The organism is Acinetobacter sp. AS167 (assembly GCF_037152175.1).
Lineage (GTDB): Bacteria > Pseudomonadota > Gammaproteobacteria > Pseudomonadales > Moraxellaceae > Acinetobacter.
The window spans coordinates 45350-72270 of the sequence record NZ_JBBCMP010000004.1 but is presented as its reverse complement, the minus strand read 5'-3'; the positions used below and the strand labels follow the sequence as shown (position 1 = coordinate 72270).

At 36.9% G+C, this 26921-nt stretch carries 22 protein-coding genes and 2 tRNA genes; 15 read left to right on the top strand and 9 right to left on the bottom strand.

The window, feature by feature from the left end:
• Nucleotides 1-227: 227 nt before the first annotated feature.
• The 4 genes from WFN33_RS09025 to pyrC all read right to left on the bottom strand — a co-directional run bounded on the left by WFN33_RS09025 (nt 228) and on the right by pyrC (nt 3592).
• The gene (locus WFN33_RS09025) at nt 228-1655 is read right to left on the bottom strand and encodes an amino acid permease (protein WP_336952679.1); all 1428 of its coding nucleotides are present in this window, start codon (nt 1653-1655) and stop codon (nt 228-230) included.
• A gap of 162 nt (nt 1656-1817) precedes the next feature.
• A tRNA-Glu gene (locus tag WFN33_RS09020) sits at nt 1818-1893 on the bottom strand.
• A gap of 20 nt (nt 1894-1913) precedes the next feature.
• Nucleotides 1914-2573 carry a ribonuclease T gene (gene rnt / locus WFN33_RS09015; RefSeq protein WP_336952678.1) on the bottom strand — a complete coding sequence of 220 codons (660 nt, stop codon included), beginning with the start codon at nt 2571-2573 and terminating at the stop codon, nt 1914-1916.
• Nucleotides 2558-3592, bottom strand: a complete 1035-nt coding sequence (gene pyrC, locus WFN33_RS09010; RefSeq protein WP_336952676.1) for a dihydroorotase — start codon at nt 3590-3592, stop codon at nt 2558-2560. The genes rnt and pyrC overlap by 16 nt, the downstream gene beginning before the upstream one ends.
• A 524-nt stretch (nt 3593-4116) precedes the next feature.
• On the opposite strand from pyrC, the gene WFN33_RS09005 reads away from it, so the two are divergent.
• The 3 genes from WFN33_RS09005 (at nt 4117) to WFN33_RS08995 (ending at nt 6301) form a co-directional block, all read left to right on the top strand.
• Nucleotides 4117-5148: a L,D-transpeptidase family protein gene (locus WFN33_RS09005; protein WP_336952675.1), complete on the top strand. Its 1032-nt coding sequence runs from the start codon at nt 4117-4119 to the stop codon at nt 5146-5148.
• A gap of 164 nt (nt 5149-5312) precedes the next feature.
• Nucleotides 5313-5894, top strand: a complete 582-nt coding sequence (locus tag WFN33_RS09000; RefSeq protein ID WP_336952673.1) for a DUF4112 domain-containing protein — start codon at nt 5313-5315, stop codon at nt 5892-5894.
• Between the two features lie 53 nt (nt 5895-5947).
• Nucleotides 5948-6301 (top strand): bleomycin resistance protein, encoded by a 354-nt coding sequence (locus WFN33_RS08995; RefSeq protein WP_336952672.1) that lies wholly within the window; start codon nt 5948-5950, stop codon nt 6299-6301.
• 167 nt (nt 6302-6468) lie between these two features.
• Here the strand turns inward: WFN33_RS08995 and htpX are convergent, their stop codons facing one another.
• On the bottom strand, nt 6469-7374 hold the full coding sequence (gene htpX / locus WFN33_RS08990) for a protease HtpX (protein WP_336952671.1): 906 nt from the start codon (nt 7372-7374) through the stop codon (nt 6469-6471).
• A 309-nt stretch (nt 7375-7683) separates the two neighbouring features.
• Nucleotides 7684-8517 (bottom strand): lytic transglycosylase domain-containing protein, encoded by an 834-nt coding sequence (locus WFN33_RS08985; RefSeq protein ID WP_419329034.1) that lies wholly within the window; start codon nt 8515-8517, stop codon nt 7684-7686.
• A 537-nt stretch (nt 8518-9054) separates the two neighbouring features.
• On the opposite strand from WFN33_RS08985, the gene ttcA reads away from it, so the two are divergent.
• Both ttcA and WFN33_RS08975 read left to right on the top strand, forming a co-directional pair.
• Nucleotides 9055-9963 carry a tRNA 2-thiocytidine(32) synthetase TtcA gene (gene ttcA / locus WFN33_RS08980; RefSeq protein WP_004722379.1) on the top strand — a complete coding sequence of 303 codons (909 nt, stop codon included), beginning with the start codon at nt 9055-9057 and terminating at the stop codon, nt 9961-9963.
• 225 nt (nt 9964-10188) lie between these two features.
• Nucleotides 10189-10572, top strand: coding sequence for an SCP2 sterol-binding domain-containing protein (locus WFN33_RS08975; RefSeq protein ID WP_004722377.1), 384 nt, complete (start codon nt 10189-10191; stop codon nt 10570-10572).
• Nucleotides 10573-10655: 83 nt separating this feature from the next.
• Here the strand turns inward: WFN33_RS08975 and WFN33_RS08970 are convergent, their stop codons facing one another.
• Nucleotides 10656-11765 carry a transglycosylase SLT domain-containing protein gene (locus WFN33_RS08970; protein WP_336952668.1) on the bottom strand — a complete coding sequence of 370 codons (1110 nt, stop codon included), beginning with the start codon at nt 11763-11765 and terminating at the stop codon, nt 10656-10658.
• 555 nt (nt 11766-12320) lie between these two features.
• Between WFN33_RS08970 and greB the strand changes: the two genes are divergently transcribed.
• Entirely contained in the window at nt 12321-12794 is a 474-nt protein-coding gene (gene greB / locus WFN33_RS08965) for a transcription elongation factor GreB (protein WP_336952667.1), read from the top strand.
• Nucleotides 12795-12905: 111 nt separating this feature from the next.
• A tRNA-Ser gene (locus WFN33_RS08960) sits at nt 12906-12995 on the top strand.
• Between the two features lie 794 nt (nt 12996-13789).
• Here the strand turns inward: WFN33_RS08960 and WFN33_RS08955 are convergent.
• Complete coding sequence (locus WFN33_RS08955) at nt 13790-14701, bottom strand: LysR substrate-binding domain-containing protein (RefSeq protein ID WP_336952666.1); 912 nt, start codon at nt 14699-14701, stop codon at nt 13790-13792.
• Nucleotides 14702-14851: 150 nt separating this feature from the next.
• Here WFN33_RS08955 and WFN33_RS08950 point away from each other — a divergent pair, with 150 nt between their 5' ends.
• The 6 genes from WFN33_RS08950 (at nt 14852) to WFN33_RS08925 (ending at nt 21422) form a co-directional block, all read left to right on the top strand.
• Nucleotides 14852-15601 carry an SDR family NAD(P)-dependent oxidoreductase gene (locus WFN33_RS08950; RefSeq protein WP_336952665.1) on the top strand — a complete coding sequence of 250 codons (750 nt, stop codon included), beginning with the start codon at nt 14852-14854 and terminating at the stop codon, nt 15599-15601.
• Between the two features lie 77 nt (nt 15602-15678).
• Complete coding sequence (locus tag WFN33_RS08945) at nt 15679-16977, top strand: MFS transporter (RefSeq protein WP_336952664.1); 1299 nt, start codon at nt 15679-15681, stop codon at nt 16975-16977.
• Between the two features lie 15 nt (nt 16978-16992).
• Complete coding sequence (locus tag WFN33_RS08940; RefSeq protein WP_336952663.1) at nt 16993-17838, top strand: transketolase; 846 nt, start codon at nt 16993-16995, stop codon at nt 17836-17838.
• Nucleotides 17839-17851: 13 nt separating this feature from the next.
• Nucleotides 17852-18856 (top strand): transketolase family protein, encoded by a 1005-nt coding sequence (locus tag WFN33_RS08935; protein ID WP_336952662.1) that lies wholly within the window; start codon nt 17852-17854, stop codon nt 18854-18856.
• Between the two features lie 162 nt (nt 18857-19018).
• The gene (locus WFN33_RS08930) at nt 19019-20275 is read left to right on the top strand and encodes a carbohydrate porin (RefSeq protein ID WP_336952661.1); all 1257 of its coding nucleotides are present in this window, start codon (nt 19019-19021) and stop codon (nt 20273-20275) included.
• 442 nt (nt 20276-20717) lie between these two features.
• The gene (locus tag WFN33_RS08925; protein ID WP_336952660.1) at nt 20718-21422 is read left to right on the top strand and encodes a hypothetical protein; all 705 of its coding nucleotides are present in this window, start codon (nt 20718-20720) and stop codon (nt 21420-21422) included.
• A gap of 198 nt (nt 21423-21620) precedes the next feature.
• On the opposite strand, the gene proP is transcribed toward WFN33_RS08925, so the two are convergent.
• A complete protein-coding gene (proP, locus tag WFN33_RS08920; protein ID WP_336952658.1) occupies nt 21621-23102 on the bottom strand; it encodes a glycine betaine/L-proline transporter ProP in 1482 nt (493 codons plus the stop codon).
• Between the two features lie 685 nt (nt 23103-23787).
• Here proP and WFN33_RS08915 point away from each other — a divergent pair.
• Both WFN33_RS08915 and WFN33_RS08910 read left to right on the top strand, forming a co-directional pair.
• Nucleotides 23788-24402, top strand: coding sequence for a MarC family protein (locus WFN33_RS08915; protein ID WP_336952657.1), 615 nt, complete (start codon nt 23788-23790; stop codon nt 24400-24402).
• Between the two features lie 280 nt (nt 24403-24682).
• A complete protein-coding gene (locus tag WFN33_RS08910) occupies nt 24683-26887 on the top strand; it encodes a TonB-dependent siderophore receptor (RefSeq protein ID WP_336952656.1) in 2205 nt (734 codons plus the stop codon).
• Nucleotides 26888-26921 lie beyond the last annotated feature (34 nt).

The window sequence follows — 26921 nt, the reverse complement described above, 5'->3', positions numbered from 1 at the left end:
TGTTGGGCGAGGGGGAGGTTCTGGTACCCCCGCATTCTTGCACACAACGGGCGACATCTCTGTCACCCACATTAGGATCACCATCTATGATTCAAAAGTACCAATAGTGAATTGATAACCAACAGTTTCAAAAGTTACTAGGAAAACATAAGCTTCATTTATGATTAATGACTTGATAGCAGAAAAATCCATACGGATACGGGTTGATCAGTTATCTATCCTAATGGTTAGTTTTTCTGATGATAAAGCCAGTAATAAGTTGCGTAACACGCTGCCATAAACACTAAGCAGCCAATAAAGCCAGAAAGCATTTCAGGGTCTGCCGCCATACTTAAGCCAGTTGCAGTACAGGTAATAAAGCCAAGAATCGGCACGACAGGATACCACGGGGTTTTAAATTTTAAATCGGCCAATGTTTTACCGCTAGCAAGCCATTTACGTCGGAAATTAAACTGACTCCAACAAATACTCATCCACACGATAACCATGGTAAATGCAGCCACCCCGAGTAAATTTTTAAAGATGACATCTGCACCAAATTGTTCTGACAGTAAGCCGGGTAAACCACCAATCATGGTCACAAATATTGCAACAACGGGCGTACCTGATTTGGTTAATTTGGAAAAAATTCGAGGTAATTGTTTTTGAATTGAAAGTGCCCACATCATACGAGATGCTGCATATAGGCCTGAATTAGCAGTGGATAATAACGCTGTGATGATCACAAAACGCATGATGTCTTCTGCGTAAGGAATCCCAATCAAGTTAAATACAGAAACAAAGGGGCTATTGCTGATCCCTTCACCATGCGCTGTTAAGCCAGCATCTTGATAGGGTAATAATGAACTGATGACAATGATGGTACCGACAAAGAAAATCATTAAACGCCAAACAGCAGCATGAATTGCTTTAGGTACATTTTTTTCAGGATTTTCAGTTTCACCCGCTGCAATCCCTATCATCTCGGTACCATTAAAGGCAAAATTTACAATCAGCATGGTGGCGAAAATAGGAAATAAACCATTGGGTAACCAACCATGTGCGGTTAGATTACTGAATAACGGTGCAGTTTCATGACCATGAAAGGGGATTAATCCAAATATTGCGGTTAGACCGAGTAAGATAAATACCAGTACCGTTGCGACTTTAACAAAAGACAGCCAAAACTCTGACTCTGCAAAAAAGCGTGTTGAGGTTAGGTTGGAAATTAGGACTGCCCCAATAAAGACCAAGGTCCATAACCAGATTGAGGTTGTTGGAAACCATTCCTGCATCAGCATGGCTGCTGCTGTAAATTCAGTCCCCAAGGTAGCAGACCAGCCAAGCCAGTACATCCACGACACCATGTAGCCTGTGCCTGGTCCAATATTTTTAGCTGCAAAAGCACCAAAAGACCCAGTCACAGGTTGATTAACGGCAAGCTCACCTAAGCACAGCATGACCATATAGGCAATTAAACCCCCAATAATATAGGCTATCACTGCTCCAATCGGCCCAGCTTGTGCTATCACTTCACCTGAACTCAAAAATAAGCCGGTACCAATCGCACCACCTAATGACAACATGATCAGGTGGCGTTTGGTCATGGATCTTTTTAAGACAATAGTTTGCCCATCAGCGACAGTGTGCTGATTCGATTGATCAGGTGATTGCATATTTGATGTCATTGAACTTTAAAGAGATATTTTAAATTAAAATGCCAAAATTGACAAAATAAAATAACCCATCAACTTCTAAAGTCTAAAGAAGAGGGATGAAATAAAATAACTGAATCAAGAGGATCAAAAAAAGAGAAAGAAATTATAAGAATAATTAGATGGCGACCCTACGGGGATTCGAACCCCGGTTACCGCCGTGAAAGGGCGATGTCCTAGGCCTCTAGACGATAGGGTCGTTTAGAAGATGGCGATATCTTATTGATCCGCCACCAAATTGTCAAGTAAGTGAGGTGCGAGTTTGTTCAAAATATAACAAAACAGTTCAGCCGTCTTTTGAGTATCGTACAAGGCCGAGTGTGCCTCTTTACCATCGAACTCAATTCCAGCTTGAATACATGATTTAGCTAAAACAGTTTGACCAAACATCACCGCACTTAAAGTCACAGTATCAAATACAGAAAAACTATGAAAAGGGTTCTGATTTTTCGTGCCAGTTCGTGCAATTGCTGCTCTTAGAAAGCCCAAATCAAAGTGGGCATTGTGTCCGACTAAGACAGCATGGGTACAATGTTGCTGACGACGTACTTCATTGACGGCTTTGAAAATACGTTTTAATGCTGTTTTCTCATCTTCAGCCATTGCCATACGCATTGGATTAAATGGATCTACACCAATAAAATCCAAAGAGCGACGATCTAAATTTGCGCCTTCAAAAGGATTGATATGAGCATGATGTGCTTCACCTGGAACAAATTTTCCTTCAGCATCATACACAATTGGGATGCATGCGATTTCAAGCAATGCATCGGTATCTGCATTAAAACCTGCTGTTTCAACGTCAACCACAACGGGTAAAAAACCACGAAAGCGTTGTCCAATCACAGGTAATGTTTCAGTTGTCACACCTTTCTCCATTGGATGGTTTTTCCAGCATAAAGTGGAATAATGTGTTCACCATCCAAATAATCTAAACTTTCAGGGATTACCTGATCTTCTTTCACAAGGGTAATCTTATTTGTGTTGCGAGGCAAACCATAGAAGTCTGCACCAAACATACTGGCAAAACCTTCTAGACGTTCAATTTTGTTGACTTGATCAAAAGCCTGAGCATAAAGCTCAATTGCTGTAGGTGCACTATAGCAACCTGCACAACCACATGCATTTTCTTTGGCATTTTTAGAATGCGGCGCACTGTCAGTACCTAAGAAAAACTTAGGGCTGCCGCTTGTAGCAACTTCAAGTAAAGTTTGTTGATGGGTTTGACGCTTTAAAATCGGTAAACAATAAAAGTGCGGTTTTATACCACCGACCAACATATCATTACGATTGAACAGTAAATGTTGTGGTGTGATCGTCGCAGCAACATTACGATCTTGTTCAAGCACAAAATGTGCAGCTTCACTGGTGGTAATATGTTCTAACACCAATTTTAATTTCGGAAATTGTTTAAGTAGCGGTGAAAGTACTTCGTCTAAAAAGCGTTTTTCACGGTCAAAAATATCCACATGTTGATGGGTGACTTCACCATGTAATAGTAATGGCACTTGATGTTCTTCAAGTTGTTCAATGACTGCATAGACCTTGCGAATGTCACTGACACCATTATCCGAGTTAGTTGTTGCGCCCGCAGGATAGAGTTTAATTGCATTGACAAATTGGGATTCTTTGATTTTGCGAACTTCATCTGGAGAAGTATGGTCGGTAAAATACAGCACCATGCGTGGGTCAAAATCAATCCCCTCTGGTACATGTGCCATAATACGCTCACGATAAGCATTCGCTTCATCTACAGTTTTCACAGGTGGAACGAGGTTCGGCATACAAATCGCACGGGCAAATTGTTTGGCTAGATCTGGAACTGTACGTTTTAAGGCAAGACCATCACGCAGGTGGGCATGCCAGTCATCTGGCTGAAGCAAAGTGATCGTATTCAAGGCAATTCTTACTGACAAATAAATGAGATGATAATCTATAACACTTTAAAATGATAACAGCTATTTCTAATCAATAATTCAAATTAAATGATTAAAAACAAATCTAAAGCTTATATTTTGTTCGGATTGGTCATGTAGGTGTCATGATTGGGTGCTCATGCTTAGCAGAAAATCTATAACTGTATAACATGGCAATGATTTTCAATTGCTTATTTTGAATTTATTTTAAAATTACAGTTTTTAAATGATGAAATAGTCAAAATGTACTATTGCATATTTTTCTTAAAAAATGATAATAAAGTCATACAAAGATAAACTTCGAACATACATAATTTTCATTTTATGAATAAACACGCTATTGACCTTATACAATTGTGTTTAAAGCCTTGAGAATATAAATGATCCACTCAAGGTGTGTGTGACGTCGCTTTTATTGTCTGAGATCAGTATACTATGTATATGTAATACAATAGTTTATTAGATAAGTACATCAATTATAATATTGAGTTAATAGAGAGCTTTATATGGGCAAGTTTCTGCCAAACCTGATTTGCATCATGTGTCTTGTGGGTTTAAATATTCAAAGTCAAATTTTTGCCAAACAAAATGTTAAAGCTGATAAAAGTCAAGAAGCGATAAAAGCGGACTTAAAACAAGATTGGTCAGTCAATAGTATCAATACCGCCAATTGGTCTGAAAATATTGGTAGAGGACAATTCCCCGTTTATGCACGTGCGCAAGTGATGCTCAATAATTTACATGCTTCACCTGGGCCAATCGACGGTAAAAGTGGCAAGAACTTTTTAAAAGCACTTGCCGCATATCAACAGATTAAAAGTTTACCAATTAGTGGTGAACTGGATAAACAGACGTGGGACAGTTTGTTAAAAAATCAAAAAACTGCAGCATTTGGAACTTATCAAATTACGGCAGAGGATATTAAAGGGCCTTATGCAAAAGCAATTCCGCGAAATTATGCGCAACAAGCAAAAATGCCGGGTCTGTATTACACCCGTGTGAGTGAAATGTTAGGTGAAAAGTTTCATATTGATGAAGACTTTCTTAAACAACTCAATCCAAAAGCTAACTTTAAAAAAGTAGGCGAAACCATCAATGTACCGATCGTACGCAATGATTTGCCTGAGGGTGTGGCCCTAATTATTGCGCATAAACCTGCTCGACAACTTTATTTGTATAATAGTGCCAATCAGATGATTGCATCTTTTCCTGCCACAATTGGTGGTTCTGGTACACCATCCCCAAAAGGGACGCATAAGGTCATTAAAGTTGCCGCAAACCCTGTCTATGGTTATAACCCGAAAAACTTTGTTCAAGGGAGTAACCGTCAAAAGCTGGCATTACCGCCTGGCCCCAATGGCCCTGTTGGCAATATGTGGATTGCTTTAAGTAAACCGACATTTGGTATTCATGGTACGCCGAATCCCTCATTAATTTCAAAGACCGCTTCTCATGGTTGTATTCGTTTGACCAATTGGGATGCCAATGATTTAGGCCGCAAGGTTCAACCGGGGACAGTGGTTAAGTTCTTAGATTAATCTGGTTGTATCTCTGAAAAAAGCTGAGTACTTTAAAACAGTGCTCAGTTTTTTATTGCGCAGATAAAATTTTGCTGCTGTAAATATTAAACTTATACACAACATACTGAATTTATTGGGTATGATCAATTTAACTTAATCATGTCAAAAAAATTGAAATCTTTATGGGTACAGAAAAAAAATTATCTACTCAAGAAGTCATTAAACTTGAACGAGATTTGGCTAAATTTGCCAATATGATGGATTCGGTGGTGCGCATTCCATTTACCAAACAAGGGGTGGGGGCTGATGCTGCACTCAGTACCATACCCATCGCTGGTGATATTGCAGGCTTTGTATTGACTTGTTATGCAGTTTATAAAGCTAAACAGATTGGTGTGCCTCAAGCAAAACTCAATGGCGTGTTAAAATTGGCTGTGATTGATGGGGTTGTGGGATGTATACCCATCGCTGGAACCTTATTCGATATTTTTATTCGGCCCAGTCGTAGAGCTTTAGATGTTGTACATGACCATATTCAAGAAGAATATCAGATTTATAGCGACGATCATGTAGTTCACCCATTTTTACACGAGAAGCTGGAACAAAAGCAACAGCAATCTGCATTTTGGCGTAACCCTGTTATTGCTTGGATTTGGATTCATATTCCCGATATTTTAGGCTTGATTGTTTTGATCCTGATTGGACTTGCAATGTGGTTTGGCGTAAATATGATATGGGATTGGTATCAAAGCTATCGTGCTTAAATTCCAACAGTGAACTGATTTGAAAATGTAGATATTAAAATACAGAGGTGATCATGCAAGATTATATTTCAGCAAACCTTCCTGCTATTGATTTTGATCATACTCGTAAATTTTATGCATTTTTAGGCTTTCAGTGTGATTATCAGTCTGCACAATGGATGATCTTAAGCAAAGACAGTTTGCTTGTTGAGTTTTTTCACCACCCCAATCTGAATCCAAAAGAATCATGGTTTAGTGCTTGCTTAAGGACCCATGTCCTACCAGATTTGTTTCATTATTGGCAAGGCTTAGATTGGGCACAATTCCCAGAAGCAAAAATAACTGAAATTCAGTATCTCGGAGAAATTGATATGTTTTGTGTAGTTGATCCGAATGGTAGTTTAATTCGTTGCATCCAATTAGATTAATTCCTTCAGTTGTTATAGTTATTGGTATTTAAAGAAAGATAGGTAGATAGAAATTGTGCGGTAAATAGCGGACAAGCAAAATTAAAATATGATGTAAATAAACAGAGCCTCCATATTGGAGGCTCTGTTTTTCTATCGATCACTACAATTTAGCGATAGCGTATAGATTAAGGTAAATTAAGTTGACGTAAAGCGGCAACACGTTGCTCGATGCTTGGGTGAGTTTGGAATAAAGCTGCCAAACTGAAACCTTGCTCTTTACCTTCTGCGATAGCAAAAGCTTTCATTTCTTTCGGCATTTGATCTGGCATTTCAGATTCAGCCTGTAGACGCAATAAAGCGGAAATCATGGCTTCTTTACCTGCAAGTTGAGCACCAGCTTCATCTGCACGGTATTCACGATAGCGAGAGAACCACATCACGATTGCCGAAGCCAATATACCGAAAACGATATCAAGCACGATGGTAATTGCAAAATAAGCAAGTCCTGGTGCTTCACCGTCTTGACGGCCAAAGACGTTTCGGTCAATAAAATCACCAACCACACGGGCAAAGAACATTACAAAGGCGTTCACTACACCTTGAATAAGGGATAAAGTGACCATGTCGCCATTGGCAACGTGACCAATCTCATGCGCAAGTACGGCACGCAATTCATCTTTGTTCATGCGTTCCAGTAAACCTGATGAAACCGATACAAGCGCATCGTTTTTATTCCAACCTGTGGCAAACGCATTCGACTGATAAGATGGGAAAATACCAACATCTGGCATTTGAATACCAGCACGTTGTGAAAGTTGAGCAACCTCTTGTAATAACCAAACTTCGGCTTGGTTACGAGGAGCATTCGGGTCAATTAATTCAGTACCTGTGGTTTTTAACGCCATCCATTTGGACATAAAGAGGGAGATTAAAGAACCTACCATACCAAACACTAAACAGATGACCATCAGGTTGCCTAATTTAAGACCGCCAGCGCCGTGGTAACTACCAACACCTAATAATGATAGGATAATGCCAGCTACAACCAGTACCGCGAGGTTGGTTAGCAAAAACAAACCAATCCGCATCATGGAGAGAATCCTCTTATAAATAATAAATAATATGATGTATTAAAATAAATCATGAAATTCAATATGAGGTTTAGATGACTAAAATTCAAGAATAATGATAAAAATCGATCTGATAAAAAATGAGAAAATAAAATGAAATGGATAGTGGATAAGAAATTTATAAAAAAAAATAGACAAGATAAAAAAAGATTCTCGGTATTAGAGAAAACATTATTTTTTTAGCAATTTGTTGAAAATATGTAATTGCATAAATTACATACTTATTTAAGATATAAACAAACTCTATTTTGGAAATAAAGTCTGATTTTATCAGTTGCCAATAGTGATTTGTGCTGTCGCACTGGCATGCGCTGTTGAATAAGAACCCGCAGGTGCATCCGTGTATGTTCCATCAGAGGCAATAATAATCGGTCGAGAACTATATTTAACCTGTTGAATAGGTGAACTGTTGCTGATTTGTTGTACGGTTTCAGGTTGATTTGATTGTGCAATGATTTGCCCAGCACCCGTTGAAGTGTCGATATTATTTGCAGTTAAATTTAACCCGCCAGCATATAGATTATTTAAACGACTGGTCACACGTTTGACATAGTCTTGGGTTTCACGGAAGGGTGGAATACCACCGTATTTATCCACATTACCCTCACCAGCATTATAAGCAGCTAAAGCTAAACTGGTATTTCCATTAAATCGTTTCATTAACCAACTGAGATATTTGGCACCACCAAAAATATTCTGCTGTGGATCATAAGAGTTTGACACATTGAAGCGACGTGCTGTTGCAGGCATAAGTTGCATTAAACCTTGCGCACCAACAGGGGAACGTGCATTGGTATTAAAACCGGACTCAGTATGCATCACTGCTTTGATTAAGCCTTCTGAAACACCATGTGTCTGTGCAGCTTGACGGATAATACTGTCAAATGAGTTTTTACTTTTACTATAACTTGGCAGTACTGCGGATTCTGTGCTTCCCCAGTTGCTATAACTGTGAATATTACTGTCTTTATAATAAGTCACTTTGACTTTTTGCAGTGAGCGATCTGAGTTCTTCCGATTGGTGAGTAGCGTTGTACCATTTTGGTCTTTGTAGAAATAAATTTGGCCTGCAAAACTTTGCGATGTAAATGAAGCGAAGCTCATACATCCTAAAATTGACACTAACGAACCCGTAATTAATTTTTTCATTTTGTAGTAATTAAAATATTTCCCCAATTTTTGGGAGTTTAACAAATTATTGAACAAGAAAAACAATGAATTGAGTTTTAACAATACAATTGCAAAAAAGCAAGTGCTATTTGTTGGCATATTAATCAAAAAAAATTTTATATTTTTTTTAAAATATATTTATTGACTATATTAAGCATTTGAAAAATATACATAAAATTTAGTGGTTAAAAAATGATCAATCTAAAGAGAATGCCCATCATTGCGTGAGAAAACTTTGTCAAGCCCCAAACAATCCACAATTTTATCCACAGGTTTTGTGGAAAACTGTGGAAAAGTCCAAAAGATAAGCACTTCGGCTAAAAAATGAACTGAGCCGTCTATTTTAAATGTGGAAATACGACAGGAAGATGAACAGATAAAAATAGATGCAAAATAAAAAAATCTTTAGATGCGGTTGACGTTCAAATCAGATAAAATTGCCCAGTATTTTTTAATGGGTTTATCTCGTCTATGTACTCGCCAGTTGAGTCCGAACAAGGATTTAATTTTAAACCAGAGCTTCCAACAAGTTCAGCTTATTATCGTCTTTTGAAAAAACTTCGTCGTCAAGTCGGCCATGCAATTCGTGACTTTAAAATGATTGAGGAAGGCGATAAGGTAATGGTCTGTGTTTCTGGTGGGAAAGACAGTTACACCTTGCTTGATATTTTGTTGCAATTTAAACGTATTGCACCGATCAACTTTGATGTTGTCGCAGTGAACTTGGATCAAAAGCAACCTGGTTTTCCTGAAGATGTGTTACCGAAATATTTGGAAGAAAACAATATTCCTTATTATATTTTGGAAAAAGACACCTATAGCATCACCAAGCGTTTGACCCCAGAAGGTAAAACCTATTGTGCAGTGTGTTCACGTTTACGCCGTGGTTCACTCTACGGTTTTGCGCAAGAGATTGGTGCGACCAAAGTGGCATTGGGTCATCATCGCGATGATATCATTGCAACGTTCTTCTTGAATCTATTCCATGGTGGTAGCTTAAAAGCGATGCCACCAAAATTACTGTCTTCGGATAAAAAGAACATTTTGATTCGTCCTTTGGCTTATGTCGAAGAAAAAGACATCATCAAATATGCTGAAATTCGTAAATTCCCGATTATTCCATGTAACTTATGTGGTTCTCAGGAAAACTTACAACGTGCCATGTTAAACGACATGCTACGTGGTTGGGATAAACAATATCCAAAACGTTTGCACAGCATTTTTGGTGCATTGCAGAATGTTTCACCATCTCAATTGGCTGACCGTGATTTATTTGATTTCGAAAAATTGGATGAAGAACGTGAATTCGATATGAAATGTGATACGGAAGAAATGAAAAAACGTTTAGATGTTGTAAATCTTAGTTTTGCAGCAGATTGATCTTTTTTGCCAATTAAATGAACGAATCGGGCATTCATATTGAGATGAGTGCCTGATTTAAAAAAATAAAACGATAAAACCGATAAAACATGAACAGTCCGTACAAAAAACTTTAGCCCAAATTGAAATTATCATGCTATAACATTGGGCAAGCAAAACTGCTTCAACCTGATGTTGTCTGGATAGATAACACAATAAATTGAATAAATAATTTGAGGAATGAACATGCCTGCATTTTTAACTGATGATTGGTTTGCAAATGTTGAAAAATTAACTGCTGAAGCAGGTGATTTAAACTTACCACCAGCACTTTCAGGTTTAGCAATTAATTTGGTTGTTGCAGATGCAGATGGCAACACTGAGCTTGCTTTAGACGGCGGAAAAATCGTCAAAGGTAGTTCTGCAAATGCGAAAACAACATTGAACATGGATGCTGAAACGCTTCGTAAAGTATTCTTAGAATTTGATATGGCTGCTGCTATGCAAGCATTTATGACAGGCAAAATCAAAGTTCAAGGTGATATGTCTCAATTGATGGCTTTACAAACAGCGAAGCCAAGCCAAGAGCAAAAAGATTTATTTAAGAAAGTATTAGAGCAAACTGCTTAATCCTTTTAAAATAAAAAAGCTTACCCAAGAGTAAGCTTTTTTATTGCCTGTTTTTTACAAATCCAATCTATTTAATATACAGATTAAATTTCTAATAATCGAGGTGTGGTTTTAATGTGTTCTAAATAAGCCCGAATACGTGTGACATACTGTACTGCTTGCTTATAACGACCATTACTTGCTTGATTACGTGTCAAATAATTATAAAGATTCATCCAGTCATTAGGATCTTTACCTTGTGCTTTGATACGCTTTTGAATACCTTCAACCGCACCAGGACCCATATTGTATGCAACCAACGCATACCAATGACGATCTGGATTACGAATATAAGAATAACGACTCAACATCATATCAAAATATCTTGCGCCGCCTTGGATACTCTGAGCGGGGTCACTACGATTACTTACACCCATTTCTTTGGCTGTAGTATTGGTCAACATCATCAAACCACGGACACCTGTGGGAGAAACAGAGTCTGGTTTTAAATATGATTCTTGATAACCAATTGCAGCAAGTAGGTGCCAATCTAAGCCATATTGCTGCGCAGAGCGCTTAAAGCTGGCTTTATAAATCGGTAGACGAGAACTTAGGTCACGTTGGATCACGTTCCAATCGTCCTTCTTGACAACATTACGATTATAAAATGAGGCAAGTTGCTGAGTTGAACCATTTTGTTTGCTTTGGCAAATGAAACCACTTGCTGTTGCTGTTAATGGGTCTTCAGCTTGTTTAAATACCCAATTCAATTCTGGGTTTAAACCATTACTTTTTAAACTGTTGAAATCACCACAGCTTGCTGAAAATGAGGTTAAACGTTCTGCTTCAATTGTCTGCATATTTGCAGTGGTAATCGCAAAATTAGCTTTACCTTGAGCAACCATTTTCAATGCTGTTGCATTGTCTGAAACCGTTTTAAACTCAAGTTTAACATTTAAACTTTCAGCATAGTTATGGGCTAAGTCATAGCCGAAGCCATGCTTATAGTCTCCATCCTTAAACACGATGCTTGGATTGGAAACTGCAACTACAGTTAATTTACTCGAATTAACTACAGCATTGTATTGATTGTTCTTACTCGCATTAATGCTAAAAGGAATTAATGCAGTGGTTAAAACTAATGTTTTGATTGGCAGCGCACGAAAAAATGAGTTAAGGCTAAGCCTCGACCCAGAGGTTGAACTACTGTGCATGTTGTCTCCGCTACAAGTAATTTATTGCCCTAAAAAGTTATAAGCACAAAAACACCTAAAAACTTTTTATAGTTGGTAAATTCAATAAGGGTGGGCAGTCATGAACGTCATTCAAAAAATGACATGTGGGATAGAAAGATTTTGCAGAAAAACTACAAAATTAAAAAAATAAACTCATAAAACATGTGCGCATAATATAGGCGGTTTTTAGATCTGTCAAACTTTGTATGAAAAATGATCAATTTTAAATATTTAAGATTATGATTTTTAAAGGAATATTTTTTTAATAATTACGTGGATTTTAAAGCTGAAATAGCTTGTCAAAAACTGTAAGGAAATGTTCCAAAGCTAAGTTAAGATTTACCACTTTTAAAACGTTTTTCTGTTGAATTTTATGTGCGAATTTAAATAGGAAAAAAAGGATTTTATCCCTTTTTTAAACCTTAAAATGCAAGATTTTTAATCTGACATTTTTACTGTATTGGTTGTAGACTATAAAAACATTTTTTCAAAAATAAGTATCAAGTGCATATATATTGTGAATGGTTTTAAATCATGAAATCAAATTTAATTACCCGTTCAGGGCATGATCTGTTGGTTGCTGAGTTACAACATCTTTGGCGAGAAGAACGACCTGAAATTACTAAGAAAGTAACATGGGCTGCAAGTCTAGGTGACCGTTCTGAGAATGCTGATTACCAGTATAATAAACAGCTACTTCGAAAAATTGATCGTCGAGTACGTTATTTGGGTAAGCGGCTAGAAGAATTACGTATTATCGATTTTTCTCCAAAGCAAGCAGGCAAAGTGTATTTTGGGGCATGGGTTGAAATTGAAAATGATGATGGTGAACAGAAAACCATACGTATTGTCGGGGTAGATGAGATTTATGATCATCATCCACAACATGTATCAATTGACTCACCGATGGCAAGAGCTTTGCTTTCAAAACAAGTGGATGATGATGTTGAAGTCGTAACACCTTTAGGGAAAAAACGTTGGTATATCAATTCAATTCGTTATGAGTAGCTTGAATATTCATCAAATCAGTAAAAATTGACTTTATTTTGTACACTTGATTGAAGAAATACTGAAAAAGATTTGCCAAGTCGCAATTTTATTTATATGATAGCCGCCATTGGAAGCGTGGCAGAGCGGTTTAATGCACCGGTCTTGAAAACCGACGAGGGTGTGAGTCCTCCGTGAGTTCGAATCTCACCGCTTCCGCCAAATATTTAAAAGACCCTTAAATTTTTAAGGGTCTTTTTTTTGCTTTGATTTTGTCTCACTTACTCTATATAAAATTTTAAAAATAAAGCTATATAAGCCCTAAAATAAAGTGCTGATATGATTTGCTAAAATAATTTGCTTGGTTTGATTGAATTTTTTATATGAATGCTCAGGAGCAGGAAAAGCTCTGATTAACAGCTCAGGATTAAGATTTAGAGGCTTTTAAAATGTCTTGATAATGATCTTAAACTGAGCCCATGGACAGAATACATTTTATTTGACTACTATATTGAATGACCTGTATGGATTGTTAATGGTCAAACTTGTCAGAGACAAATTAGTCAAAGCATTGAAGAACCACATGTCCATTGGTGGATTAGTCAACTGTAGGGCTTTGGGTTGTTGATATGTCAGCTTAGATGAGTTGGATGAGCTGAGTACATTTATTTTTATAACCACAGGATTTAGCAATATCCGTACTTTTACAGCATGTTGCCTTACTATCATGTTGCATCCTATGGATTGCTTTTATACTTACCTTTACAACTAATGTGTAGAAAAAAACTCTACACAAAATTATTGAACATCTGTCTATAACGTACATTTAACTTTAAGCGAAGGAGCGAATTTACTGGATTAGATTCAACGTGCTTTGCAGGTTTATAATAGCTCGCATGAATAACCATGCTAGAAATCATTTTTTAAGAGTGGCAAGGTATCGTAGAAAGACCTTTTATTATAAGCGAATAGGTCTTAGTTTGATTTAAATGGATGCACTATGCTCTGAGTGATCATTATTTATCTTTAATGATTTCGTCACCAATCCAGTTTAAAAAATGGTTCACTTTGAGAATGTTCTCATGGGTACGTGGATAAACTAAGTGGTGTGCAGATATGGGTACGGATAAGTCATCATGAAAGACTTTGACAAGTTTTCCTGAATCTAGATAATTTTGGGTAAGTAAATTGCTTTCAAGAACGAATCCAAGCCCATGAGTTGCAGCTTCAAGCGACATGTATGAGCGATCAAAACTAAAAGTATAAGGAAATTCAGGAATACTCAGCCCTTGGTGTGCAAACCATTGAGGCCATGTCACGAGAGTAGACTTTGACAAAATTAATTCTTTTTTTAGTAGATCTTTAGGCTCAGATACTGGACTACGTTCAAGTAGTTTTGGGGAGGCAAGAACTTCTAATTTTTCACTTCGAAAAGTTCTAATTTCGACACCTGTCCAATTTGGAATACCATGACGAATATCAATATCAATTTTATCACGCGTAAAATGAAGGTTTTCATAAGAGCAAGATAAATTCACTTGAATGAGAGGATATTGTTCTTTAAATGATTCTAATCTTGGCAATAACCACAGAAGTCCAAAGCTAGGTGATGAATGGATATATAAACTATCTTTTGGGCTTTTATCTGATGCTTGTTCAGTCGCTAACATCAAATTATGCAAGATAGTGGTGACATCTTGATAATAACGTTCACCTGAAGGCGTTAAGGTCACTCCTCGTGCGCCTCTTATAAATAAGCTTTGACCAATCATTTCTTCTAGTTTTGCTATTTGATGACTGACAGCAGATGGTGTGAGATTCAAAACTTCTGCCGCTTTTGCCACATTTCCTAATCGAGCAGTTTGCTCAAACGCTTGTAAGGTTTTTATTGCAGGTACCTGATTGTAATTTTTTTCACTATTGTTCATTTAAAATTCCATTTTTCTTTCGAATACAAACTAAAAATATCATAGGCATGAATAAAATTCATGCCTAGTTGAGTTTAACCTTATTGCTGCTCACCGTGAAAAAAGAGAATCTAATGATGAATAAATATGTTGAAGATAAGAGGAATAGACATGTTACTACAAGGAAAGGTAGCGTTAATCACAGGTGCTGCATCAGAGCGTGGTATTGGTCGTGCAACAGCAGAAATCTTTGCACAGCAAGGCGCTAAAGTCATTATTGTTGATCTAGATCTTGTGCAAAGCCAGAATGCAGCTAAAGCATTGGGCGAAGGTCATTTAGGTCTAGCAGCAAATGTTGCAAATGAAGAACAAGCATACGCTACTGTGGAAAAAGCCCTTCAACACTATGGAAAAATTGATATTTTGGTCAATAATGCAGGCATTACCCAACCTGTAAAAACATTAGATATCAAACGTAATGATTATGACCGTATTTTGGATGTCAGTCTGCGAGGAACACTCATTATGTCTCAGGCAGTAATTCCCTCAATGAAAGAAAACGGTGGAGGAAGTATTGTGTGCTTATCATCCGTTTCGGCACAACGAGGTGGTGGTATTTTTGGTGGTCCACACTACAGTGCTGCCAAAGCTGGGGTTTTAGGATTAGGTAAAGCGATGGCTCGCGAGTTTGGTGCAGATAATATTCGTGTCAACTCACTTACACCAGGTCTTATTCAAACAGATATTACGGGTGGTTTAATAAATGATGATCGTCGTCATGACATTCTTGCAGGTATTCCACTTGGTCGCTTAGGCAGAGCACAAGATGTTGCAAATGCAGCGTTATTTTTAGCCAGTGATCTATCAGCCTATTTAACAGGTGTAACTTTAGACGTAAATGGCGGCATGTTGATTCACTAAAACACAGTATTAGAAAATCTAAAATAGAGACATGGCCATGAGAGGATATTGTGGCCAATTGTAAAGGGACTCGCATGATGGATACCGTATTTTCATCTGATACAGATGCTATTCGTAAATCTGCATATCGAAAAATTGCATTTCGGCTGATGCCATTTTTAATGCTTTGTTATTTTTGTGCTTACCTAGACCGTGTAAATGTTGGTTTTGCCAAACTTCAAATGATGAGTGATTTACAGTTTAGTGAAGCTGTTTATGGACTCGGAGCAGGTATTTTCTTTATAGGATATTTCTTATGTGAAGTACCTAGCAATATTGTGCTTCATAAAGTTGGTGCTCGACGTTGGATTGCCCGAATTATGATTACATGGGGTATTTTATCAGGCTGTTTTGCATTTGTTGAAACAGAATGGCAATTCTATACCTTGCGCTTTTTACTCGGTGTTGCTGAGGCAGGGTTAGCACCAGGTTTATTACTTTATCTTACATATTGGTTCCCATCTTATCGTCGGGCCCGTATGACCGTGCTTTGGTTTATTGCGATTCCAATTTCGGGAATGATTGGCGGTCCTCTATCTGGCTTAATCATGGATCAAATGAACAATGTGCAGGGATGGTATGGCTGGCAATGGATGTTCGTTATTGAAGCGATACCCACGGTACTTGTTGGTTTATTGGTGCTAATCATTTTAAAAGACTCTGTTCAAGATGCACATTGGTTAACAAGTGCTGAAAAGAATTTAGTTCAGCAAGAAATCGCTCAAGATAATCAACAGAAAGAAGGGCATAGCAGTATTAAAGACTTCATTAGTGATAAACGCTTGTGGTTACTTGCGGGAATCTACTTTTGTGTCGTAATGGGACAATATGCAATTACTTTCTGGTTGCCGACATTAATTCGTAACTCAGGTATTAGCGACAACTGGCATATTGGCTTGTTGACCAGCCTACCTTATATATGTGCCATAGTTGTAATGCTGTTAGCAGGCCGTAGCGGAGATCACTTTAGAGAGCGTCGCTGGCATTTAATTATTCCTATGTGTGCTGGTGCAGTTGCACTGACCTTCGCAACATTGTTTGCCTCAAATCTAACCCTATCGCTGATTTGTTTATGTATTGCAGCATCAGGTGTACTCACCGCATCTTCTTTGTTTTGGATGTTACCAACCAACTTTTTAGGAGGTGTTTCAGCTGCTGCGGGTATTGCTGGAATCAATAGTTTTGCCAACCTCGCTGGATTTTGTTCTCCGTTTCTTATCGGCTGGATTACGACTAATACAGGTTCGAATGCGATTGGCATGTTCTTAATCACAGCAGTTTTATTTGTCGGTGCCAGCCTAGTACTGGGCGTTCCAGCAAAACTTGTTAATCGTTAATAAGAGAAGTTAATCATGTCAAATATTAATAAAGAAGTTCGTATTGCTGAACTACAGCAACGTGCATATAACATTCGTCAACATGCGTTACGTATGGGACAAGTACAGGGCCAAGGTTATATTGGACAGGCCTTAGGTGCAGCCGATCTACTTGCAGTTTCTTATTTTCATGCAATGAAATATCAGCCTGAGAATCCTGAATGGGAAGGACGAGATCGCTTTTATCTTTCAATAGGTCATTATGCAATTGCTTTATATGCTGCTTTGATTGAAGCAAACGTGATTCCACTTGAAGAACTTGAAACGTATGGTTCTGATGACAGTCGTTTACCTATGTCAGGCATGGCAACGTATACCCCTGGTATGGAGATCACAGGAGGTTCGCTAGGTCATGGTTTGGGTATTGCGGTAGGTGCTTGCCTTGGATTAAAACAAAAGAAATCAGAGTCATTTATTTATAACCTCTTATCAGATGGTGAGCTCAATGAGGGCTCGACATGGGAAGCCGTAATGTCGGCTTCACATTGGAAATTAGATAATCTAATTGCAATTATTGATGTGAATAATCAGCAAGCCGATGGGCATTCATGTGAAATTCTAGCTTTTGAACCGATTATAGATCGTTGGCAATCATTTGGCTGGTATACCCAACGCGTAGATGGCAACAATATGGAAGCTTTACTTGATGCTTTTGATCAAGCGAAAAGCTACGAAGGAGCATGCCCAAGAGTAATTATTTGCGATACCAAAATGGGTAAAGGTGTTTCATTTTTAGAAAGCCGTGAAAAAACACATTTTATTCGCGTGGATGAACGCGAATGGGATGAAGCTTTAAATATATTAACCCATTACGGCAAATAAGGAGTTTAGATCCATGAGCCAATTAGCGAACTCTCCAAAGAAAAAATTAAAAACGTCTGCAATGATTGCTTCGATTGCTGCTGAAGGCCAACCAACCAAACCTGCACCATTTGGACATGCTTTAAATGCCTTGGTGAAAGAGCGTGATGATATCGTTGGATTATCAGCAGATTTATCCAAATATACAGATTTGCATATTTTTGCTAACCAAAACCCAGACAAATTCTTTCAAATGGGAATGGCAGAACAACTCCTGATGAGTGCTGCTGCTGGATTAGCTCGAGAAGGATTCGTTCCTTTTGCCACGACTTATGCTGTATTTGCTTCACGCCGAGCTTACGATTTTATCTGTATGGCGATTGCCGAAGATAATTTGAACGTAAAAATTGTAGCAGCCCTTCCTGGTTTAACTACAGGATATGGGCCAAGTCACCAAGCAACAGAAGATATTGCAATTTTCCGTGGAATGCCAAATTTAATGATCATTGATCCATGTGATGCCTTGGAAATTGAACAGGCTATTCCACAGATTGCTGCTCATCAAGGTCCTGTTTATATGCGCTTGTTACGTGGTCAAGTTCCATTGGTACTGGATAAATATAATTACCAATTTAAATTAGGTAAGGCTCAAGTGATTAAACCTGGCAAAGACCTGTTGATTATTTCTACAGGACTGCTGACGATGCGCGCTCTTGAGGCAGCTGAAGAACTTAAAAAAGAAGGAATTGAGGTTTCAGTTCTACATGTTCCAACCATTAAGCCTCTTGATGAACAGACCATTTTAGATGAGGTAGCTAAAGGAGGACGACCTGTACTTACTGCTGAAAATCATTCTGTAGTTGGTGGTTTAGGTGAAGCAGTTGGAACCTTGTTATTAAGAAATGGGCAACATCCACGTTTTGACATGATTGGTTTGCCCGATGCATTTTTAGATGCAGGTGCGCTGCCGACATTGCATGATCGATATGGTATTTCTGTTGAAGCAGTTAAAGAGAAAATTAAAAATCACTTAACCTAAGAGAATCCAATTTTGTTAGTGAATTGAGCATGGTGTACGACAGGAGTCTTGCCATGCTGCAATTTTCTCATACCACTTTTACTCCATTTAACCATTCAAAATATAGCTTATTCAATTAGTTATTTAGGGAAACTTATTTTCAAAATTTGCAGGGATTGTGCAATGAACAAAATTAATTTTTTATGTCTTATTGGTGTACTTATTGGAACAAATACGGCTTGTTTTGCTGGAAACTTATTCGATGTGAATCGGAAAAATTTAATAGGGCAAGGTGAACGAACAGCTTTAGCAGATAAAGGGATCAAATTTGATGGTAGTTTAAATCTCGATATTGCTTACTTGGCAGACGGTGGATATGTCTCACGACAAGATCCAACATATGTTAGCCAGTTTTCACTTGGTTCAACCTTAGATTTAGAAAAATTGATAAATCTAGACGGGCTGAGTGTTCGAGCATTAATTATGGCAAGACAAGGGCAGAGTGTATCAGTAGAACAGATCTCCGATCCGCAAGTACCACAATTGGCCAATGTACAGGCAAATTATGGTCGAGGAAATTCGGGTACAAGACTTGCAGAACTATCGATCGAAAAGAGTTTTAGTAACGCAACTACCAGTATTCGAGTTGGGCGTTTTGCCATGGGAACTTATTTCAATGTGATGTCTTGTGACTTTCAAAATAATTCTTTTTGCGGTGCGCAAATGGGGAAATGGCAAGGCAGTAAATGGATTAATGCACCTGTAAGCCAATGGGCTGTAATGTCTAAATATAGTTTCAACCCTGAGGCTTTTATACAATTTGGTGTATTTGAATATAACCAAACAAACTTGGAAGAAAGTGAAGGATGGAATTTGGATACAAAAGATGCCGATGGCGTCAATATTCCTGTTGAGCTTGTCTGGCAGCCGAAACAGGCGATTAATAACTTAGCTGGTATCTATCGTATAGGTGCATTTTACAATACGGCTGATGATCTCAAAAATCAAAAAGACATCGTTACAGGAGAACCAAAATCTCACACATATGGGATGTGGGGAGTCGTAGAACAACAGTTAACCAAAAATGGCTCAAGTCATCAGGGGCTATACGCTTTTGTGAACTTTAGTTTTCATGATCAAACCACTAACAAAGTTGGAAATATGCAACAGATGGGTTTAAAGTACATTGGACTTTTAAATCATTATCCCAATGACATTGTAGGTTTTGCTGCGAATAGAGTTCATGTGAGTGATCGTTACAGCCAAACACAGCAAGCCATTAACAAGGATGCTGAATATAATATTGAGTTGAACTATTCATATTTCCCAATGAAATGGTTGATGCTTAGACCTAATATTCAATATGTAATCAATCCTGGGGCAACGAGTTATGTGGATAATGCTCTAGTGCTGGGCTTAAGCTCGAAAATTATTTTTTAAAAATATATCTACTATAAGAGTTGAACGATATTTTTTAAATTTCTAATATTTAAATTATCACTTTTTTTAGAGCTAAATTAAGGGAATATTTTTTATTCTCTTAATTTATGAAAAATCGTCGTTTTCAATAGCTAAAAATTATAGGTATAGGTCAATCCGCTGTTGGTGGTGATGGTCACCTCATGCACATTTTCAGCAGCACACATCATACAAAGGTAGGCAGTCTCTCTAGAGAATAAAGATTATTGATATTATCAAAAAAATATATTTGAATTAACTAAAGAAAAAGGCTCATGGATTTGATATATTTTTATTAAAGACAAAGTCACTAGCAATATACACTGGCATATACCAAATAGGTTTTTTGGCTAGAAGTTTTTAATCTTTAGGGTAAAGTTAGATATTAGTGAACATAAAATGATTGTAAGTTTTCAAGTTAAAAATGTCTAAAAAGCCTTATCTATCAACAGAAATGCAAAAATACCAAACAAAGCAAAAAAGACAAAATAAATTACTTTTGCAACTTTCCATTCTTCTATTTATCCCGCCTTTATTGTTATTTCCCGCGTATCCAAGAAATGACTGGCAATATTCCATTTATAAGTACATCACAGAAAATTTGTTGATTACAGTAGGTTCAAAAGGACCACTACCATTTTTTACTATTCTTTCTAGTATATACATTACAATCATTATGTTTTTCTTAAGTTGCTATGTCTGCTGGTTATTCTTAAAAAAGTATGGCATTCAAGAAAACTTCCAAAAAAAAATTTACAGTTTATTCTTACAATTCGAATTTTCTTCTTCATATAAATATCCTTGGTTAGAAATACCAATAATCAAAAAAATATTAGTTTCGAGCATTTTTATTTTATGTTTTCTTGGCAGTATATGGCACTTTGTTCATGATGAAATTTCATTTCAAAGTGGTAGTCGTAAAGGTGCACTCATAGAATGGAGTTACAACTATAGAATAGGCGTATTGTTCTGGGAGTTCATTATTAGCTTGTTGAGCATCTCGCCTATTTTTTATTTCTTTCTTTTATTCATTTATCTCAGCAATTACTATTTCCGTGGGTTGGGAACTGGGAAAATTCTTTTTTCCAAAAGAAACAGCAAAACTAAAAAACGTAAGAAAAAAAGATGATTTTGTTAATTCTGCCATATTGTCTTATCCTGTAATAGAACAACACTTATCTCATAAAATGCTCAATCAATTTCTTAGGGCACTTTAATATTCTCGTGGCGTCTATACCATGCACTCCAACATATTTATGTTCTTGCTTGTCACAAATATGGAGGCTTATCCAACACGATCATGCTGAATAAGCCCATTTAAAAATCATCAATCAATATCAGGATGCTGTTTGGCAAGGTGATCACGTTTTTCTTGTAGTTCTTCGATTTTTTGATCAATTTTTTCGATTTTCTGCTCAATATTTCCATGATATTGCTCTAGAAGTTCCTCAGCTTCTTCAGGATCAACCGCCATTGGCTTGGCACCTTTAAGTGGTAAATTTGCTGTTTCTTTAAGATAAATCGCAGTAATAACACCAAAGCAACCACAAATCACCAGATAATAGGCTGGCACCATAATATTTTGAGTCGTTTCAACCAACGTTGCTGTGATGGTAGGTGTTAAACCTGCAATCACCACTGAAATATTAAACGCAATTGCAAGTGCGCTATAGCGAATTTCAGTTGGAAACAATGCGGGTAGGGTTGAAGCCATTATTCCAATCAGCATATTGAGTGAAAGTGCCAACATCAACAGACCCAAGAAAATTAAATAAACATTATTTGTGGCAAGCAATATAAAGGCTGGATATGACAAAACAATCAGTGCAAAACTCCCTGCAAAGACAAATGGTCGACGACCAATTTTATCACTCAGCATTCCCACGAATGGCTGGACAAAGAGCATTCCGACCATTACTGCAATAATAATCAAAACGCCGTGATTATCTGAGTAGCCTAAGTTATGTGAGAAATAACTTGGTAAATAGGTAAGTAGCATGTAATAGGTGACATTTGTACACAGAACTAGACCAACACATACCAATAGACTGCGCTTATGTTCACGGAAAATTTGTTTGAAACCCACTTTTTGCGGTTTTTTAGATAGTGACTGTTCTTCAGCATGCGCCTGAAAAGTCGGAGTTTCATCTAAAGAATGACGTAAATATAAGCCAATTAGTCCTAGTGGTAACGCTAAATAAAAAGGAATTCGCCAGCCCCAATCGACAAAGGCCGCTTCCCCCATGGAAAAACTAATCATTGAAACGACACCCGCCCCAACAACAAAACCTAAAATAGAACCAAAATCCAGCCAGCTTCCCATGAAACCACGTTTTCGATCTGGTGAATATTCCGCTACAAATATTGCAGCTCCAGCATATTCTCCTCCGACTGAAAAACCCTGAGCAATTTTTACAATGAGTAGCAGAATAGGGGCCCAAATTCCTATACTTTCATAGGATGGGATTAAGCCAATACCAAAAGTACTGACGGACATGATAATAATGGTGATCGCTAGGATCTTTTGACGACCGTATTTATCACCTAAATGCCCAAAAAACAATCCACCTAAAGGTCGAAATATAAAAGGTATAGAAAAGGTTGCGAGTGCTGCAATCATTTGTATACTCGGCGATGAATTTGGAAAAAAGACTTTACCTAATACATAAGCGACATAACCATAAACACCAAAATCAAACCATTCGATTGCATTGCCTAAGGCTGCGGCTTTAATGGCTTTTTTAGTCTTATCATAATCAATAATTTCGACATCATCGATTTCAAGTGGTTTAATTTTTCTTTTATACATAAATGGCTTAATCCTAATGAATGACTGTGTTTAAAAAATCTCTAAACCAAAGTCAAAAATAAAATTCATCATGAGCAGAAATAATTAAAAGATAACGCTAAGTTACATTTAAAATTTCAATGTCATAGAATTTTAATAAATATCAATTGATTATAATTTTAGTTTTTTTGTGGTTTTTATGTGTTGGGTAATCATGAATAAAATGTATGAGATCTGATGTAATTGTGTAATGAGTTTAACGTATATAAATGAATCAAAAGGATTGAAAATAATAGTTGTGTTTCCTTTCGCTAAATTTTTTTTTGCAGTGATTAAAGCTAAATTAAATGATAAAAGATGTTAAGACTAAATATAAGGTATTAAGAGGATGATTAAAGCAAAGAACAGCCGTTAAGTATAATTTTAGCTACAATTCCAATGCTAATGAGTGCAATATTAGTTATAACCTTATCCAGCTTAAATGGGACGCTAAAACTTTATAAATATTTTTTATAGATAACAATGAGTCCATTTTATAAGGTCCTGAGTTTTTTAAGTTAAATGTTATATTTTTTGTAAAAATAAGTTATTAAAAACTAATGTAATTTACAATTTTAATGATTAGTTAGACAAAATATCTGTTCATTGAGAAGTACAATTTTTAGCAAGTCACTTATTTCCTGCTTTTGTTTTATGGAAAGCCATTATGTTTTCAAATTATATTCATCCTTTTGTTTTGTTTTTCTCCTTACTCAATCCTTTTTTGATGAGTATTTATATGATCGGGATGATCAGACACACTGAAACTAAAGTATTTAATAAAGGTTTAGCACAAGGTGCTTTGATTGCTTATGTGGTTTTTATGCTTTTTGCATGGGGTGGCGAAGCAATTTTTAGTACTTATTTAAATGTTCGTTTTGAATCATTTCAGATTTTTGGTGGGCTAATTTTCTTGGTGATTGGCTATCGTTTTGTATTTCAAGGTGCAGATACTATCGGAGAAATGAGAGGAACGCCTGCACATTTGGCCAGTACCATGGCTATGCCATTTATGATTGGTCCAGGCACAATTAGTGCAGCTGTGGTGACAGGAGCGAGTATGTCTTTACTCGAATCCGCGGTGTTGATTGCTTTTACCTTATTTATTAGCTGTGGCATTTTAATGATCATGAAGTATGGGCATGACCACTTACGTTATAGCCATGCGAAATATATTGATCGCTATTTTGATATTGTTGGACGTTTATCTGCCTTGTTAATTGGGACTATTGCGATTGATATGATCGCGACAGGGATTATTGGTTTACTTGAAAAGTATTAATAATTATTTATATTTTTGATTTTTAAGATAATTATTAAATAAAAGCTGAGACATGATTTACGCTGAGGTGGGAGATCCACCTCAACATTATGTCAAAGTTTATTCAGGACTATCATCTAGAAATCTTCTTAGCCTTTCAGATTGAGAGGCTGTCCATTTTATATCTTTGTCTAACAAAACGAATTTTAAGTAGAAAATAATGGAGGAATATAGAGATATATGTTGTTTTTATGTGAAATATAACGATAATGATTTTTATTTAGATTAAGGGTTTTATTTCATGGGTAGATGGATTTCTCAAAATCGGATCTTTGCTCAAAGTGCTATTTATCTTGCACTTTATAGTTGTTGGATTGGGACAAGTTATGCTGCGACGGAAGCAACAACAGAACAAACAAATGCTTTACCCATGATCGTTGTCACAGCAGAAAATAATACAGAAAATAACTACACTAAAAAGAATGCCAGTACATCTACTAAACTCGATTTGAGTATAAAAGAAACCCCACAATCTGTTTCAGTGATTACACGCAAACAAATCGAAGATATGGGTGCGACAAATTTGGGTGATGCATTATTAAATACAACAGGGATTTTGCTAACAGGGGATAATACGGAGAGAACCAACTTTTCAATTCGAGGGTTTAATGTTGGAGATGGTTGGAATTCAAATATATTGCAATATGATGGGGTTGCTGTAAATGCAAGTAATGTCACCTCATCTAAACCAGATATGGCAACCATTGAAAGTATTGAAGTATTACGAGGGGCAGCAGGGTTAATGCAAGGTTCAGGAGAACCGTCTGGTGCAATTAATCTTATTCGTAAAAAACCAACAGAAACTTTTCAAGCAAGTGGTGCTGTAAGTTATGGCTCATGGAACACAGTACGTGGAGAAATGGATGTTTCTGGTCCATTGAATCAATCTGGGAGCGTGCGTGGTCGTCTAGTGGCGGCAGGTCAAGATGGTGATTCATTTATGAAATCTGTTACTCGTGATTCTAATGTTTTATATGGAATCGTGAGCAGTGATTTAACTGAAAATACGCTATTGAATATTGGATATTCACGTCAAGGTGAACATGCAGTTCCCGTCAATACAATTCCTAACTATTTTAATGGTACTAAAATAGGCATCGATAATTCTAACTGTGGTTGTGATTACAGAGATTTTTGGGATAAAACCAATACACAAGGCTTCTTAGATATTAGCCATAAATTTGATAATGGGTGGGAAGTAAAAGCCAGCTATTTGAAGGCAAGATATGTCATGGATATGGCATTTACATCACTGGGATTATCTTCAACTACGACAAGTGCAGATAATGCTTTGGCAACTGTTTATAAGTACGGATATAACTATGAGCAAAAATTAGATATTTATGATTTTTTTGCAAAAGGTACATATCGATTATTTGGCCGTGAGCATGACCTAGTATTTGGCGCAAATCACAGCAAAAGTAATATTACAGGGGCATGGACAAGTTGGGACCAAGTTCTAGAAGATTATAGTTTGGTTGGTGGGGGGGAAACACCGACGCGTGACTATTTGTACGTCAATATAAAAAATTACAGTCCTTATCAATTACCTTATATCGCGCCACGTTATCAAAATACCAGTGTTGATCAGGTACGTCAGACAGGATTCTATCTCACCACTCGCTTAAATATTATTGATCCTCTCAAAGTTATTGCAGGTGTGCGCCAAAGCAATTATGAAAGTGTAAACGAATATAAGAAATCTAATATTTTAACACCCTACTTTGGACTTACTTACGATATCAATGATGCATTGACTGCATATGCGAGTTATACCGATACTTTTGTTGTTCAAAATGCTAAAGATCGTTATGAGACATTACTTGATCCAGTACAAGGTAATGTTTATGAAATTGGTTTGAAAGCAGGTCTTTGGGATGATCGTTTAATTGCATCAGTTGCTGGATTTAAAACCAATCAAATAAATCGGTCAATACGAGATGAAAGTTCGAAAGGTCAGTGTCCGTTTAATGGTGGTGAGGCTTATTGTAATGTTGCATCGGGTGAGGTGATCAGTAAAGGGATTGAAACTGAGATTCGTGGTGAAATTATCCCCAATCTTAATTTAAGTTTCGGCTATACATACAATACTACGGAATATGCAAACGACCCTACAAATCAAGGTTTGGTTTTTAATGAGGATACGCCTGAACATATTGCACGTTTATTTGCGACCTATAAGTTTGCAAATAATTTAATCCTAGGCGGCGGTGCAAATTATCAAAGTACTTGGAAAGTGGGTCGTTATAGCGAACATCCTTATCGTCAGCCTGGATATACGATTGCTAACTTGGTGGCGAGTTATCCATTAAGTGATAAAGTGAATATTGCATTGAATATCAATAATATTTTTGACAAAGAATATTATTCACAAATTTATAGTGATGGAACTATTCGTTTTGGTAATCCTCGAAATGCAACGTTCACCTTACGCGCAAAGTTTTAAATCAATCGAAGGATGGCTGATATTTTCAGCCATT

Coding starts and splice junctions, on each gene's coding strand:
- WFN33_RS09025 (WP_336952679.1), bottom strand. CDS start 1,655: ATGCAATCACCTGATCAATCGAATCAGCACACTGTCGCTGATGGGCAA.
- rnt (WP_336952678.1), bottom strand. CDS start 2,573: ATGGAGAAAGGTGTGACAACTGAAACATTACCTGTGATTGGACAACGC.
- WFN33_RS09005 (WP_336952675.1), top strand. CDS start 4,117: ATGGGCAAGTTTCTGCCAAACCTGATTTGCATCATGTGTCTTGTGGGT.
- WFN33_RS09000 (WP_336952673.1), top strand. CDS start 5,313: ATGGGTACAGAAAAAAAATTATCTACTCAAGAAGTCATTAAACTTGAA.
- WFN33_RS08995 (WP_336952672.1), top strand. CDS start 5,948: ATGCAAGATTATATTTCAGCAAACCTTCCTGCTATTGATTTTGATCAT.
- htpX (WP_336952671.1), bottom strand. CDS start 7,374: ATGATGCGGATTGGTTTGTTTTTGCTAACCAACCTCGCGGTACTGGTT.
- WFN33_RS08985 (WP_419329034.1), bottom strand. CDS start 8,517: ATGAGCTTCGCTTCATTTACATCGCAAAGTTTTGCAGGCCAAATTTAT.
- ttcA (WP_004722379.1), top strand. CDS start 9,055: ATGTACTCGCCAGTTGAGTCCGAACAAGGATTTAATTTTAAACCAGAG.
- WFN33_RS08975 (WP_004722377.1), top strand. CDS start 10,189: ATGCCTGCATTTTTAACTGATGATTGGTTTGCAAATGTTGAAAAATTA.
- WFN33_RS08970 (WP_336952668.1), bottom strand. CDS start 11,765: ATGCACAGTAGTTCAACCTCTGGGTCGAGGCTTAGCCTTAACTCATTT.
- greB (WP_336952667.1), top strand. CDS start 12,321: ATGAAATCAAATTTAATTACCCGTTCAGGGCATGATCTGTTGGTTGCT.
- WFN33_RS08955 (WP_336952666.1), bottom strand. CDS start 14,701: ATGAACAATAGTGAAAAAAATTACAATCAGGTACCTGCAATAAAAACC.
- WFN33_RS08950 (WP_336952665.1), top strand. CDS start 14,852: ATGTTACTACAAGGAAAGGTAGCGTTAATCACAGGTGCTGCATCAGAG.
- WFN33_RS08945 (WP_336952664.1), top strand. CDS start 15,679: ATGGATACCGTATTTTCATCTGATACAGATGCTATTCGTAAATCTGCA.
- WFN33_RS08940 (WP_336952663.1), top strand. CDS start 16,993: ATGTCAAATATTAATAAAGAAGTTCGTATTGCTGAACTACAGCAACGT.
- WFN33_RS08935 (WP_336952662.1), top strand. CDS start 17,852: ATGAGCCAATTAGCGAACTCTCCAAAGAAAAAATTAAAAACGTCTGCA.
- WFN33_RS08930 (WP_336952661.1), top strand. CDS start 19,019: ATGAACAAAATTAATTTTTTATGTCTTATTGGTGTACTTATTGGAACA.
- WFN33_RS08925 (WP_336952660.1), top strand. CDS start 20,718: ATGTCTAAAAAGCCTTATCTATCAACAGAAATGCAAAAATACCAAACA.
- proP (WP_336952658.1), bottom strand. CDS start 23,102: ATGTATAAAAGAAAAATTAAACCACTTGAAATCGATGATGTCGAAATT.
- WFN33_RS08915 (WP_336952657.1), top strand. CDS start 23,788: ATGTTTTCAAATTATATTCATCCTTTTGTTTTGTTTTTCTCCTTACTC.
- WFN33_RS08910 (WP_336952656.1), top strand. CDS start 24,683: ATGGGTAGATGGATTTCTCAAAATCGGATCTTTGCTCAAAGTGCTATT.